The organism is Lentzea sp. NPDC051838 (assembly GCF_040681245.1).
Lineage (GTDB): Bacteria > Actinomycetota > Actinomycetes > Mycobacteriales > Pseudonocardiaceae > Lentzea.
On sequence record NZ_JBFAYI010000053.1, the window covers coordinates 1 to 14,242 of the forward strand.

General features: G+C 68.9%; 11 protein-coding genes. 5 read left to right on the top strand and 6 right to left on the bottom strand.

The window, feature by feature from the left end:
* Nucleotides 1-165: 165 nt before the first annotated feature.
* Nucleotides 166-1,422: a HAMP domain-containing sensor histidine kinase gene (locus AB0M24_RS46110; protein WP_363781270.1), complete on the bottom strand. Its 1,257-nt coding sequence runs from the start codon at nucleotides 1,420-1,422 to the stop codon at nucleotides 166-168.
* Between the two features lie 41 nt (nucleotides 1,423-1,463).
* Nucleotides 1,464-2,132 (bottom strand): response regulator transcription factor, encoded by a 669-nt coding sequence (locus AB0M24_RS46115; RefSeq protein ID WP_355555120.1) that lies wholly within the window; start codon nucleotides 2,130-2,132, stop codon nucleotides 1,464-1,466.
* An 80-nt stretch (nucleotides 2,133-2,212) separates the two neighbouring features.
* Here AB0M24_RS46115 and AB0M24_RS46120 point away from each other — a divergent pair, with 80 nt between their 5' ends.
* The 3 genes from AB0M24_RS46120 (at nucleotide 2,213) to AB0M24_RS46130 (ending at nucleotide 3,853) form a co-directional block, all read left to right on the top strand.
* Nucleotides 2,213-2,785 (top strand): hypothetical protein, encoded by a 573-nt coding sequence (locus AB0M24_RS46120; RefSeq protein ID WP_363781272.1) that lies wholly within the window; start codon nucleotides 2,213-2,215, stop codon nucleotides 2,783-2,785.
* A 43-nt stretch (nucleotides 2,786-2,828) separates the two neighbouring features.
* Nucleotides 2,829-3,281, top strand: coding sequence for a hypothetical protein (locus AB0M24_RS46125; RefSeq protein ID WP_363781274.1), 453 nt, complete (start codon nucleotides 2,829-2,831; stop codon nucleotides 3,279-3,281).
* 119 nt (nucleotides 3,282-3,400) lie between these two features.
* Nucleotides 3,401-3,853 carry an RICIN domain-containing protein gene (locus AB0M24_RS46130; RefSeq protein ID WP_363781276.1) on the top strand — a complete coding sequence of 151 codons (453 nt, stop codon included), beginning with the start codon at nucleotides 3,401-3,403 and terminating at the stop codon, nucleotides 3,851-3,853.
* A gap of 44 nt (nucleotides 3,854-3,897) precedes the next feature.
* Here AB0M24_RS46130 and AB0M24_RS46135 read toward each other — a convergent pair whose 3' ends face one another.
* Together AB0M24_RS46135 and AB0M24_RS46140 are read right to left on the bottom strand one after the other, a co-directional pair.
* Nucleotides 3,898-4,938 carry a potassium channel family protein gene (locus tag AB0M24_RS46135; protein WP_363781278.1) on the bottom strand — a complete coding sequence of 347 codons (1,041 nt, stop codon included), beginning with the start codon at nucleotides 4,936-4,938 and terminating at the stop codon, nucleotides 3,898-3,900.
* Complete coding sequence (locus tag AB0M24_RS46140; RefSeq protein ID WP_363781280.1) at nucleotides 4,938-6,341, bottom strand: M20/M25/M40 family metallo-hydrolase; 1,404 nt, start codon at nucleotides 6,339-6,341, stop codon at nucleotides 4,938-4,940. The genes AB0M24_RS46135 and AB0M24_RS46140 overlap by 1 nt, the downstream gene beginning before the upstream one ends.
* Nucleotides 6,342-6,403: 62 nt before the next feature.
* Between AB0M24_RS46140 and AB0M24_RS46145 the strand changes: the two genes are divergently transcribed.
* Both AB0M24_RS46145 and AB0M24_RS46150 read left to right on the top strand, forming a co-directional pair.
* Nucleotides 6,404-6,784 (top strand): hypothetical protein, encoded by a 381-nt coding sequence (locus AB0M24_RS46145; RefSeq protein WP_363781282.1) that lies wholly within the window; start codon nucleotides 6,404-6,406, stop codon nucleotides 6,782-6,784.
* 76 nt (nucleotides 6,785-6,860) lie between these two features.
* Entirely contained in the window at nucleotides 6,861-7,400 is a 540-nt protein-coding gene (locus AB0M24_RS46150; protein WP_363781284.1) for a hypothetical protein, read from the top strand.
* On the opposite strand, the gene AB0M24_RS46155 is transcribed toward AB0M24_RS46150, so the two are convergent.
* Both AB0M24_RS46155 and AB0M24_RS46160 read right to left on the bottom strand, forming a co-directional pair.
* Nucleotides 7,384-10,737, bottom strand: a complete 3,354-nt coding sequence (locus AB0M24_RS46155) for an ATP-dependent DNA helicase (RefSeq protein ID WP_363781286.1) — start codon at nucleotides 10,735-10,737, stop codon at nucleotides 7,384-7,386. The two genes, AB0M24_RS46150 and AB0M24_RS46155, sit on opposite strands and share 17 nt — an antisense overlap.
* A 231-nt stretch (nucleotides 10,738-10,968) precedes the next feature.
* Nucleotides 10,969-14,106: an ATP-dependent DNA helicase gene (locus tag AB0M24_RS46160; protein WP_363781288.1), complete on the bottom strand. Its 3,138-nt coding sequence runs from the start codon at nucleotides 14,104-14,106 to the stop codon at nucleotides 10,969-10,971.
* Nucleotides 14,107-14,242 lie beyond the last annotated feature (136 nt).

Genomic DNA, 14,242 nt, shown 5'->3' on the forward strand with positions numbered 1-14,242 from the left:
CCAAAGCAACAGGCGTGCCATCAACCCACCCACGGCGCTGGTGGGTCTTTGATCAGATTGGCGGGGTCTGGGGCAGAGCTCCCAGAACGCAACCGCCAGATACGCACGGCACGTGCCCACCTACGAACAACAAACAGGAACCCGCCAACGAACCAGGGAGACGACCTACGAAACGCCCGCGCCCGCCGAAGGCGGCTCCAACCCCCCAACAACAACCCCAGGCAACGAAACCCGAAAAACGGCCCCACCCTCAGAGGCCAAACAACTCAACTCCCCACCATGCGCCCGAACAACCCCCCGAGCGATGGCAAGCCCCAACCCAGACCCCCCATTCCGCCGATCCCGAGCATCATCCAACCGAACCAACCGGTCAAATATCCGCTCCCGCTCAGCCTCCGGAACCCCAGGCCCATCATCCAATACAGTAAACCCACCAGAATCCACAGAAATCCGAACAACCCCAGAAGGCCCACAAGCCTGCCGAGCATTATCCACCAAATTCACCAACACCTGAGCCAACCTCTGCCCATCCCCAACAACAACAGCAGAAGCAACCTCAGCATCAACAGCAATGTCAAAATCGGGAGCAACAAACCGAGTACGAGCAACCTCAGCCATCGCCAGCCCAACCAAATCCACAGGCTCGGCCTGCATCTCATACCCGGCATCCAACTGAGCCAACGCCAGCAGATCGTCCACCAACCGCCCAGCCCGCCGAGCCTCCCGAACGAGCAAGAACGACATCTGATCCCGATCAGGAGAATCCACAGGCGCGGCAACCAACGCCTCAGCCACGGCCTGCACCCCGGTGATAGGCGTACGAAGCTCATGAGCAGCATCAGCGACAAACCGCCGAGTCCGCTGCTCCGACCCTTCCAACGAGTCCAGCATCCCGTCAAAAGCAGCAGCCGTACGCCCCAACTCGGTATCAGTACGAGTCGGGTTCAACCGCCCACCCCGATGCCCGGACGCAATAGCCTCCGCCAACGAAGTCATGGCATCCAGCGGCGCCAACGCCCGCCGAACCACCCAGATCATCAGCACTCCGGTGACCACGATGGCCCCGAGCCCCAACATGATCAGCAGCTTCCGCAACCGTCCCTGCGCCTGAGAAATGGCCTCGGTATCGGCGTAGAACGTGAACCGAGCGCCACGAATCGACGAGTTCTTCCGGGAGTACGGCCCGTCCTCGGGAGCCTCACCGAACCGGGTCCCGTTCTGCAGCTCGACGGTCACGTGCAAGTTCTTCTTGGTCAGCTGCCGCACGATTTCCCGAGGAGGCACCTGACGCATCATCAACGCCACGGCGCGCGACTCGGCATCGCGCAACACCAGGTCGACGTCCTTGTTGGACTGCCCCTCGAACGTCCGGTCGACCGAGATGACGAGCGCCACCAACACCAGGAAGAGCACCAGCAGCACGGAAACAGCAACCCGGCGCCGCAACGAGACCGTGCGAAGGCTCATTCGTCGGCCCGCAACACGTACCCCAGCCCGCGCACGGTGTGCACCAACCGTCCCCCGTGCTCCTCCAACTTCCGCCGGACAGCGGAAATGTGCACCTCGACCAGGTTGGGGTCGTAGTCCTCGTACCCCCACACCGCGGTCAGGATCTGCGTCTTGGACACCACCCGCCCGCGCTGGGCAGCCAGGTACACCAGCAACCGAAGCTCTGTGGCCGTCAGCTCGATCGCCTGATCCGCCCGCATCACGACACCGGCGTCGGCGTCCACGACGAGATCTCCGACCTGCACGGTCGACGGCGTCCTGCCGAGCCGACGCAGCACGGCCGACACCCGAGCCACCAGCTCGGCCAGCACGAACGGCTTCCCGACGTAGTCGTCGGCCCCGCCGGACAGCCCGCGCAACCGGTCGGGCACGCCGTCCCGCGCGGTCAGCATCACCACGCCGGCACCGGACGACCGCCGGATCACCTCCAACAGCGCGAAACCGTCCCGCCCGGGCAACATCACGTCCAGAACCACCAGGTCAGGCCGGAACCGCCCCAGGTCGGCCTCGAGCTGACGCCCGTCCAGCCGGTGCTGCACCTCGTAGCCGGACTCGCGCAACGCGGACGACACCGCGGCGCCGATCGCCTCGGCGTCCTCGATCACCAACACCCTGGCGGACACCTCACCATTCTGCTGATCATCCGGACTTCGGGCGACTCGCCTTCAGCTCACGCTCAGAATGCACGCGCACCCTGAGGCGCATGTCGAAGAAATCTGCGTGGGCCGGCGCCCTCGTCGCGGCCGCCGGGCTCACCGTCGGCGGCATCGCGGTCGCGACGGCGGCCGACAACCCCGATGGCCCGCCCGCGGCGTTCGCGGAGCGCCACCCCGGCGGCCCCGGCAAGCCCGGCCGCCCCGGCAAGGCAGGAAACCTGAAGGACAGCACGCTCGTCGTCGGACGGGTGAAGTCGGTCGAGTCCGGCAAGCTCACCATCACCAAGGACGACGGCGGCGAGGTGTCGTTGACCACTGACGGCTCGACGAAGCTGCGCGGCGGCGACCTCAACGGCCTCAAGGCCGACCAGCGCGTCACCGTGCGGGTGAAGGACGGCAAGGCGCTGAACGTGGCGCTGGCCAAGGCCCACGAGCAGGGCACCGTGAAGGACGTCAACGGCAACAACGCCACGTTGGTGCAGGTCGACGGCCTGCAGACGCCGCTCGACCTGTCCGCGGTGAACGAGAAGCCGAAGAACGGCGACCTCGTGGCGATCACCGGAACGGTGTCCGACGGCAAGACCATCAAGGTCGAGCAGCTGCGCCAGCTGCCGAAGTAAACCTGGCCTCCACGCGGACCGCCGCGTCTGCGAACATCGCAGTGTGGCGGTTCCGCGAAGCCCGGACAGATGGGTGTTCATCCTGCTGGTCGTCGGACTGGTCGGGATCGGGGTCGCGGTCGCGCTTTTAGTGCCTGCCAAGGTGCTCGGCGCCGAGGAACCTCCCAGACCCGTGACCGCGACCGTCGTCGAGACCGCGTCGTGCGGCCAGGGCATGGACACGGTCGAGTGGGACGCGAACGGCGAGAAGAAACAGGCCAAGCTCGACGGCTGCGGCCACAGCAAGGGCGAGACCGTCGAGATCGTGAACACCGGCACCGACATGGTGTCCTCGGCCGCCTCGGTCCCCGTCGGGCTGCCGGTCGGACGCCGCCTCACCGCCCTGCTGCTGTGCATGGCCGCGCTGGCGGGCGGCTTCTACGCGTTCCTCTTCCGCTACGCGCCTCTGCGTGCGCCCGCGGTCCTTCCGACTCCTCGTCAGGAGCCGGTTTCTTAGCTCCGTTCGGCCTATTCCGCTCCGCACGACTCCCCCATATCGTGGCCTCCGTACCATTCAGCCTGGGGGGCTCTGTGAAGCGTGCAACTGCGCTAATTGCGATCGCATTTTTCGGACTGGTGTCCGCCTTGTTCGGCACCGTTCAACCGGCCGGGGCGGCCGAGCTCAACAACGCCTGGCTGCAGAACCTGAACAGCGGCAAGTGCCTTCTGGTCTTCGGCGGGGCCGACCACGCGGGTGCCGTCCAGCACACCTGCCTGCCCTACGCGGACCAGAAGTGGAGCATCGTCGAAAAGGGCAACAACCAGTTCCAGATCCGCAACGAGAACAGCGGCAAATGCCTGATCGTCTTCGGCGTCGACAATCTGGCCAACGCTGTTCAGTTCACGTGCCTGGACTACCCCGACCAGTACTGGAAGTTCAACGACTACCCCGGTCAGACGGACAAGTTCTGGTTGAAGAACGTCAACAGCGGCAAGTGCCTGCTCGCCCAAGGGCACGACGAGAACAGGCAGCTCGTGCAGTACGACTGCCTGGAGTACGTCGACCAGGCGTGGGGCCTGTACATCTGACCCAGCCAGTGCCCGCCTCGGCCTGACCGAGGCGGGCACGTCCGCTACTCCCCTGCGGGAGTCACCTTCTTGACGTAGAGCAGCCGGTCTCCCGGCTCGATCGCGTCGGCTTCCGGAGCGTCCACCCGGTACAGGGTGCCGCCGCGCACCACGCCCAGCACGATGTCCGACAGGTGCCGCGGCGACCCACCGACCTCGCTCGACTCGACGTCGCGTTCGGCGATCGCGAGTCCCGCGTCCGGCGTGAGCAGGTCCTCGACCATCGCCACCACGGACGGCGTCGCGGTGGCCATGCCGAGCAGCCGGCCGGCCGTTTCCGACGACACCACAACGGAATCGGCGCCGGACTGCTTCAGCAGGTGCTCGTTCTCGCGCTCCCGCACCGACGCCACGATCTGCGCCTTGGGCGCGAGCTCGCGGGCGGTCAGCGTCACCAGCACCGCCGTGTCGTCCCGGTTCGGGGCGACGACGATCGCGCGTGCCCTGGCCGCGCCGGCGACACGCAGCACGTCGTTGCGCGTGCCTGAGCCGTGCACGGTCACGAGTCCGATGGCGGACGCGGCGTCGAGCGACTCCTGCACCGTGTCCACGACGACGATCGAGCCCGGCTCGACGCCGTCACCGAGCAGCGCGGCGACCGCGGAGCGGCCCTTGGTGCCATAACCGACGACCACGACGTGGTCCCGCACGACCCGCCTCCACTTCTGAATGCGCAACGCCTGACGGGAGCGCTCGGTGAGAACTTCGAGTGTCGTGCCGACCAGCACGATCAGGAACAGGACGCGCAACGGCGTGATGACCAGGACGTTGATCAGCCGGGCCGACGACGACGCGGGCGTGATGTCGCCGTAGCCGGTCGTCGAGAGAGACACCGTCGCGTAGTAGAAGGCATCGAGCAGCGAGACGCCGTCCTCGTTGACGTCGCGGTAGCCGTCCCGGTCGAGGTAGACGATCAGGACCGCGAGCAGCAACGCCGCCATCGCGCCGACGACGCGTTTGAGGATGGCGCGGCCAGGACTCTGCGCCTGGTCCGGCATCCTGATCACGCCGACGAGCGAGTGCGACGCTTCGTCAGACAGGCCCATCAAGCCAACCTCTCGGGGAGCATTCGCCACAGGTGAGCCGCCGCTTCCGCGCCTTTGAGGAGCAGTGGCACTACAACGCGCTCGTTGGGCGCGTGCACGCGATCATCCGGCAAGGTCGCTCCGAGGTAGACGAGGGGCACCCCGAGCCACGCCTGCAGCACCGCCGCGGGCCCCGACCCACCGGCCCGCGCGAACCGGACGGGCTGGTCGAACGCCAGCTCCACCGCTTGGCGCACCGTCGCGTTGGCCGGGTCGTCCGGGCTGATCGCGTACGGCGGCACTCCGTCGCCGCGGAAGCTGATCTCCGCGCGGATGCCTTCCGGTGTGTGTTCAGCGACGAACGAACGCAGCTGGTCCGCGACCTTCTCCGGCAGCTGGTCGGGCACGAGCCGGAAGCTGATCTTCGCGGTCGCCGAGGCCGGGATGATCGTCTTCAGCCCTGGCCCGGTGTAGCCGCTGCTCAGACCGTTGATCTCGGCGGTCGGCCGGATCCAGAGGCGTTCCAGCGTCGTGTAGCCGGGCTCGCCGGCCAACGCCTGCGCGCCACCTCCGTTGTGCGCCAGCCACTTCCGTTCGTCGAACGGCAGCGAGGCGTAGTCCGCGCGCTCCTGTTCGGTCGGCTCCCGGACGTCGTCGTAGAAGCCCGGCAACTGGATCCTGCCGTCGACGTGCAGCGCGCCGACCAGTTTCGCCAACGCCGTCGCGGGATTCGGGATCGCACCGCCGGCCCGTCCTGAATGAACGTCGTCGGTACCGCCGAAGAACGTGATCTCGCCGCCGAGAACTCCGCGCTGTCCGGTGGTGACGGTGGGCGCTTCCCGTTCGTGCAACGCCGTGTCGGTGAACACCACAAGATCGCAAACAAGATCTTCGGAGTGGTCTTCGAGGAGCTTTCGCAGATGCGGCGAACCCGATTCCTCCTCACCCTCGACGAAGAGTTTCAGAGTGACGCTCGGCGCATTCTGTCCGGTTGCCGCCAGATGTGCCTTCACCGCGAGCAGGTGCATCGCGACCTGCCCCTTGTCGTCGCTCGCGCCGCGCCCGAACAACTCGTCCCCGCTGGTCACAGGCTCGAACGGCGGGTGGTGCCAGCGCTCGACCGGATCGACGGGCTGCACGTCGTGGTGACCGTAAACAAGTACGGTCGGCGCCTTCGGATCTTCGGCGGGCCAGCAGGCGTACACGGCGGGAAGTGCCGGGCCGTGGTCCCAGATCTCGATCTCCGGCCATCCGTCGGCTCTGAGCTGACCGGCCAGCCACTCGGCGGATCGCTGCACGTCAACGCGATGTGCGGGATCGACGCCAATGGACGGAATCTTGATCCACTCGCGGAGCCCGGCGACGAAGGAGTCGCTCAGCGCGGCGACCGCGGCCCGTTCGGGATGATGAGAATCACCTGCCACGCCCGTGGAGAATAGGCCAGCCCCGTCTCGCCTACGCGGCGTAGGCATGACAGGGTGACCGCATGGAACCGAACCGTTCCCGAGCGCGGTCGGCGATGGCGCTCGCCGCACTGCTCGGTCTGGCCGGGGTCACCCACTTCACCAGGCCGAAGTACTACGACGCGATCGTCCCGAAGTCCCTGCCCGGCACCCCTCGGCAGTGGACCTACGTGTCGGGTGTGGCGGAGTTGGCCCTGGCCACGGCCGTAGCGGCCCCTCGCACCCGCAAGCTGGGCGGAGTTCTCACCGCCGCGTTCTTCGTCGCGGTGTTCCCGGCAAACGTGAAAATGGCTCTGGATTTCCGTTCCAAGTCGCCAAAGGCGCGCGCACTGGCGTATGGTCGCCTGCCGCTGCAGATCCCACTCGTCGCTTGGGCCTGGAAAGTGGCGAAAGCAGCCCCATGACCACCCTGGGTAATCCTTAACAAAGTATCCCGCAAACGCTGTCATTTTTCACGCGAGGAACCCTAGGATGCGCCCTGTGCAAACGCTTCTTCAGCGCGCCGCGCACGCGCTCGGCTGGGACGGAGTCGTCGTACCCGACGTCGCCGTGCTCGGCCAGCAGGTGTCCGCGGTGGTGCGTTTGCTGCCCGACGTGCACGAGTGGAGAACCCAGAACGGGTGGCCTCCCCGTGCCGATCCGTCGTGGTTCCGCTCCTGGTTCGAACCCGCCGCCCACGACCGTCTGCCCGTCGCCGCCGTCGAGCTCGTCGGCGTGCTGGTCAGCGAGTCCACGACGGACCGCGCCCTGCAGTCGTGCGGCACGTTGCTGACGCTGGCGCCGTGCGCGGTAATGCTGCCGCGGACCGGGGAGTCGCAGGCCTGGTCGTTCATCGAGCTCGACTACTACGGCATCGGTGTCGTGGTCGGCGACGAGTCCTCAGCGGACCTGATGGTGCCGCCGGAGGACAGGTCACCCGAGTTCGGGCCGTCGCTGTTCGGACGGTGGCTGCTCGAGGTGCTCTACGAACGCGTGCTGAAGGAGTCGCACGCGCCAGCGGAGACTAGCCAACAGTCCTGATCAGGTCTTTCAGCCCCTGTTCGTCCAACAGGTCGGCAGGCCTGAGCGTGTGGTCGTGCCGCACGTAGTGGAACGCGGCCCGCACCCGTTCCAGCGGCTCCCCCATCAACGCCGCCCACGCCAGCCGGTAAGCCGCGAGCTGCACTGACAGCGCCGGCAGCGCTTCCGAGTCCGGCACCGCACCGGTCTTCCAGTCGACGACGGTCCAGCCGTCCGGGTCTTTGTAGACGGCGTCCATCCGCCCGCGCACCGAGATCCCGTCGAACTCCGCCTCGAACGGCACCTCGACGTCGTGCGGCGTCCTGTCCGCCCAGTCGCTGCGCAGGAACGACTCCTTCAGGCGTTCGAGGTCGGCGTCCGGTGCCGCGTCGGCGTCACCCGCGCCGGGCAGCTCGTCGATGTCGAGCAGCCTCGTCGCGCCGAACCGGTTCTCCAGCCACGTGTGGAACGCCGTACCCCGTCGTGCCAGCGGGTTCGGCGGGAACGGCAGCGGGCGCCGCAACCTGCGCGCCAGCAGGTCCGGGTCCTTGGCCAGTTCGACGAGCTGGCTGACCGACAGGTGGTCGGGCAGCAGGACCTGCTCGCGGCGGTTCATCGACGCGGCGCGTTCGGCGAGCAGCACGTCGACGTCCTTCGCCCAGCCCTCCGGATCGTCCTCCTCCGGCATCTCCGGGTCGTCCGGCACGACGTCGTCCGGCAGCGGTTCGGGTTCCGGCGGGAAGTCGTCGTCCGGCGGCTCGTCGGGCGGCGGGTAGTCGTCCGCCACTTCTGCGGGCTCCGGCTCCTCGAAGACCAGCGGCAACGGCTCCGGCGGGGCGTTCTTCAACGCGTCCAGCGCGGCCAGCACCAGCTCGGCGCCCTCGACCACGGCGTCGCGGCGCTTGCCGAGCGGATCGGCGGGCCACTGCGAGGTCTTCACGTCCTCGGCGAGCGGGTTCGGGGTGTCGGCTTCCGGCTCAGGGGCCCACACGCTGATGTCGCCGGGCGCCGGCTCCCGTTGCAGGACCTCGTGCATCTCCTGCAGGAACACCGACGGACCCTTGGGCTTCTCGCCCGCCTCGCCCCACCAGTGCCCGGACATGAAGAGCGTGTGCTCGGCCCGCGTCACGCCGACGTAGAAGAGCCGGCGTTCCTCGACGAGCCTGCGGTCCTCGAACTCCTCCGCGTGGATCGTGAGCGCCTCGTCGACCTCCTTGCGGTTGAAGCCCGCGCTCAGCCGCAGCTCCGGCAGGTCCTGCGCGTCACCCCGCAGGTCGGCGGGCAGCTCGGTGACCGCCTTCAGCCAGCACGACGACTTCTTGCGGCCGGGGAAGACGTCCTTGACCAGGTGCGGCAGCGCCACGATCCGCCACTCCAGCCCCTTCGCGGAGTGCACGGTCAGGATCTGCACGCGGTCCTCGGACACCTCGACCTCGCCGGGTTCGAGCCCGTCCTCGGCGTGCTCGGCCGCGTAGAGGTAGTCCAGCAACGACGGCAGAGTCGCCGACGGACTGGCCGCCGCGAAGTCCGCGACCACGTCGGAGAACGCGTCGAGGTGCGCGCGCCCGACCATGCCCGGCCGTGACATGGCCTCGATGTCCAGCAGCAACGTGCGTTCGACGTCCGCCGCCAGCTCCGGCAGCGGCTGGTCCAGCCTGCGCCGCAGCATCGCGAGCTCACCGCCGAGCCTGCGGATGCGCCGGTAGCCGTCCGCCGAGTACGCGTCCGGGTCGCCGGGGTCGTCCAGCGCGTCCGCGAGCCCCGCCTGTTCCGCGTGCTCACCGGGAAGCGCGTCGGCGATCACCAGTAGCGGATCGTCCACAACGGACTGTCGGCTTTGGACTCCCGCCAGCTCCCGCGCCCGGCTCCACAACGCCGCCAGGTCTCGTGCCGCGAGCCGCCAGCGCGAGCCGGTGAGCAGCCGCGCGGCCGCCGTTCCCGCCAGCGGATCCACCAGAACCCGCAGCGCCGACACCAGATCCCGCACCTCGGGCTCGTCCAGCAACCCGCCCAGGCCGACGACCTCCACCGGCAGCCCGCGTTCCCGCAGCGCCGCCGCGATGGCCGCCATGTCGGACCGTCGCCTGACCAACACCGCCGCGGTCGGAGGCACACCTTCCTCGTCGAGGTGCGCGATCCATTGCGCGGCAACGTTGTCCGCCATCCAGTCGAGCTCCTGGCGGATGTCCTCGTGCAGCGCGAGCCGCACGTCACCCGGCCCTGCGCCCGGTCGCGCCTTGAGCTCCTCGACGTCCAACCCTGCTTCCCGCAGCGGCAACGACACCGCGTTCGCCAGCTCCAGCACCTCCGGCGGGTTGCGGAAACTGGTCAGCAGCCCGAACTTCCGCGCCGGCGGGAAGTCCTCCACGAACCGGGGCAGGTTCGCCGCGGACGCGCCACGCCACCCGTAGATCGCCTGCGCCGGGTCGCCGACCGACGTGACCGGCATCGGCCTGCCCTCACCGAACAGGCTCCTGAGCAGCACCCGTTGCGCGTGCCCGGTGTCCTGGTACTCGTCCAGCAGCACCGCGCCGTACCGTTCGCGCTCGCCGTCCGCGACCTCCTTGAACGCCGCGAGCTGCGCGGCCAGCGACATCTGGTCCGCGAAGTCGAGCGCCGCTTCCTTCCGCTTTCTCTGCTGGTAGGCGTCGAGGAGTGGCAACAGCGCGACCCGCAGCTGCTGCGCGCGGATGACGTCCTTCAGCTTTTCCGGCAGGGCTTCTCGCTGGCCCTTGGCGCGCGGGGCGTTCGCGATGAGCGCGGTGAGCCTGGTCGCGTGGTCCTCGAGGGCTTCCGGCGTGACGAGGTGCTCGCCGAGCTCGCCCGCCAGCGACAGCAGGTAGCCCGTGATGGTCGCCGGGACCTTGTCGGTGTCGAGGTCCTTCGCCCACGTCGACACCACGCGGTGCGCCAGCTGCCAGGAGGCCGTCTCGGTGAGCAGTCGCACGCCGGGCTCGACGGGGAGCCTCAAGCCGTGCTCGGTCACCAACCGGCCCGCGTAGGCGTGGTAGGTCAGCACGACGGGTTCGCCGGTCAGGACGGCCATCTTCCGCTCGCCGCTGGGGTCCAGCTCGTCGAGGAGGGTGGACCCGGCCAGCCTCCTCAGTCGCGCACGCACGCGGTCGGCCAGCTGACGTGCGGCCTTGCGGGTGAAGGTCAGGCCCAGCACCCGGTCCGGCAGCACGATGCCGTTGGCCACCAGCCAGACGACGCGGGCGGCCATGGTCTCGGTCTTGCCCGCGCCCGCACCGGCCACGACGAGCGCCGGCTGGGTGGGGGCGGCGATGACCTCGGCCTGCTCGGGGGTCGGCTTGTTGAGCCCGAGCGCTTCGGCGATCTCGAAAGGACTGACCGTCATCGTTGCCCTCGAACCTCGGCAAGCCGAATGTCGCGCGGGGCGACAGTCCGGTCGCGGTTCTGGAGCAACGTCACCAATACATCTTCCTACCTGGGCCGCTCGGGTCCGCACCACCCAGGGTGGTGTGTTCGCCGAGCGTTCGGACGCGGGAAACGCGCAGGTCAGCACCTAGCAGGCTGCGTGGCCACGCCGTAGCGGCTGTCACGCCGGAGCAGCTCCGATCCCACCCACCTACTCGCTCACCTGGCGGCCCGACGGGTGCACCGGGCATGTCGTGCGTGCCGGACACCGATCGCAGTCCGCGTTCTCGCGCGCCGTGTAGTCGGGCCCCAGGACCGACTCCGCCGCGTCCTGCACCACCTCCAGCCACGCGCGGACGCCCTGCTCGTCCAGCGGGGCCTGGGTGCGTTCGACGGCGCCTGTCTTCTTGTCCTCCTTGGCCACGTACAGCAGCCTGGCGCCGCCCGGTTCGGTGCCGAGGCCGATGTGGGTGAAGCCGCCCAATGACGTCGCCAGCTGGTAGACCGCGAGCTGCGGGTGCTCCTGCGAGGCCTCGCGGGAGACCGGGCTCTTGCCGGTCTTGATGTCGATGACGATCGGGTGGCCGTCCTGGTCGTGTTCGAGGCGGTCGACGCGGCCGCGCACCTGCAGCCACGGGCCGCCGTCGCGTTTCGGCACCTCGACGACCATCTCCTCCTCGACCGCGACCTGGGTGAGCTGCGCGCGGCTCATGGTCAGCCAGGCGAGGAAGGTGTCCAGCATGCGTTCGACGCGCAGGCGTTCGCGGCGGGAGAACCACGGGGCACCGGCGTCGACGGCTGCCCACGCCTCGTCGAGCTTCACCCGCAGCTGAGCCGAGTCGGCGCCTGAGGCCGCGGCCTGGGCCAGGGCGTGGACCAGGGTGCCGGTGACCGAGGCCAGCTCGGCCGGGTCCTGGCCGCCGTGGCGTTCGACGACCCAGCGCAGCGGACACTTCGTGATCACCTCGATGGTCGACGGCGTCACGCTGACCTTCTGCTCCTCCGTCCACAGAGCGTCCAATGTGGACACGGAAGCCACGCCGTACCACGACTCCGGGTGCGCGCCGGGCACTCCCGCCTCGGCCAGGCGAGCGAGCTGAGCCGCCGCGCGCGAACGGCGATCAACGTCCTCCGCGTCCGAGCAGACGACCCGGCGCAGCTCGCCGACCAGTTCGGCGAGCACCAGGCCGCGCTGAGGCCGGTGCAGCTTGCGCTCCTCCTCGGACGACGACTCGATCTCGTCGAGGAACCGCGACGGCTGCTCGTCCTCGCCGCGCACCGCGCTGATCAGCAGCTTCGACCGGGCCCGGGAGGCGGCGACCAACAGCAGCCGCCGTTCCTCGGCCAGGATCGGCGCGACCGCGGACACCGACGGTTCGAGGCCCGCCAGGACGTCCACCATCCGCTCGACTCCCAGCACCGTGCCCCGCAGCCGCAGGTCGGGCCAGCTGCCCTCCTGAACTCCGGGCACGGCAACGACTTCCCACTCGCGACCAGCCGCGGAGTGCGCGGTCAGCACCGACACCGCCTCGCCGGTAGGAGCCGACGCGGCCAACGTGTCGCCGACGATCCGCTGCGACTCCAGGTAGTCCGCGAAACCCGCCACCCCCGAGCCCGGCAGCCGGTCGACGTACTTCGCGGCCGCCTCGAACAACGCCACGATCGCGTCGAGGTCGCGGTCCGCCTGCATGCCCGGCATGCCGCGCCGCGCCGACTGCGCCACCCACCGGTCCTGCAGGCCCGTCGCCGTCCAGAGGTCCCACAGCACGACCTCCACGGACCTTCCAGCGGAGATCGCCTTGCGCGCCAACGAGAGCAGGTGCCCGATCCGCCGCGCGGGCAGTGACTCGGCGTCTTCCAGAGCCGCCAGACGGTCCGCGGTCTCCACGACCTCGACCAGCAGTTCGCCACTAGGACGATCACCGCCCGCGGCCATCTCCAGCCGACGCAAACCACGGCGCAAACGCCGCAGCGCCAACGGATCCGCGCCACCATAAGAAGAAGACAGCAGCATCGCCGCCGTGTCCTCGTCCAACGAACCGGGCACGGCCGCAGCACGCACCAAAGCCAGCAACGGACGCACGGAAGGCTGCTGCGCCAACGGAAGCTCGTCCGACGCCACCGCCACCGGCACCCCGGCCGCGAGCAAAGCCCGTTGCAGCACGGGCAAGGACAACGTCGCCGACCGCACGATCACGGCCATCTGCGACCACGGCACCTCATCCGCCAGGTGTGAGCGCCGCAGCTGGTCCGCCACCCACGTCGCCTCCTGCGCGGACGACGCGAGCAGCCGCACCTGCACCGACCCCTCACCCTCGGCCGGCAAAACAGACCGCGCGGGGGAAGCACCGGGCAGCCGGGAAGCCAGGCGTGCCACGGCGTCGCGAATCTCCGGCATCATGCGAAAAGACTGCGACAACACGACAGTCTCCCCCGGCACGTCCCGCAGGATCTCCGGCGAGGCACCGCGGAACGTGAAGATCGCCTGATCCGGGTCACCAGCGAGAACGAAACGCGAAGCACCCGACCCCAGCGACTTGATCAGCGAGTACTGCATCGGGTCGAGGTGCTGCGCGTCGTCGACCAGCAGGTACCGCACGCGCCGCCGTTCGCCGAACAGCAGCTCCTCGTCGTTCACGAACGCGGCATAAGCGGACGACACCAGCTCGGCGGCGTCGTAGGCGGGGGCGTAGGCCGTCGCGGAGTCCATGCCGGACAACAGGTTCACCGACTCGTACTGCCGGCCGAACAACCCGGCCGCCACCCACTCGTCGCGCCCGTGCTCCTCACCCAGCTCGACCAGGTCCTCGGGCCCCAGCCCACGTTCGGCAGCGCGCAACAACAGATCCCGCAGCTCGTGCGCGAAACCCGGCAGCTCCAGAGCCGGACGCAACCGCTCAGGCCAGTTCAACGCGCCCAGATCGACGTCACCGGCCAGCAGGTCGCGCACCATCGCGTCCTGGTCCGGCCCGGACAGCAACCGCGGCGGCGGCTCGCCCAGCAGCACGGCCTGGTTCCGCAACACAGCAAAAGCGTAAGAGTGGACAGTCCGGACCAAAGGTTCGCGGATCGTCGACAACCGCCCCGTCAGCAACCGCGTGATGTGCGCGCGCAACGCCACCGACGCACGCCGGTTCGCCGTCAGCACCAGCACGTTCTCCGGCGAGGCGCCTTCCTCCAGGACGACGTGCGCGGCCAGCTCGGCCAGCAACGTCGTCTTGCCCGTGCCCGGCCCACCCAGCACCCGCAGGAAGCCCGGCGACCCGAACACCCGCTGGGCAGCCGCGTCCCACCGGGGACGCGGGCGCGTCTCCGGCTTCCGGCGGACCAGCTGGGGCGGAAGTGCCACGCCTCGATTTCACCACGCGACACCGACAAGATCGGAAACGCCCGCCGGAGGGCCGCACCCGTTTTTCGACTACCTTCTTGACAGATAGAGGTGGTCTAGTCCATTTTTGAAGACGTTGTGAGCCCCCTCACTGCCA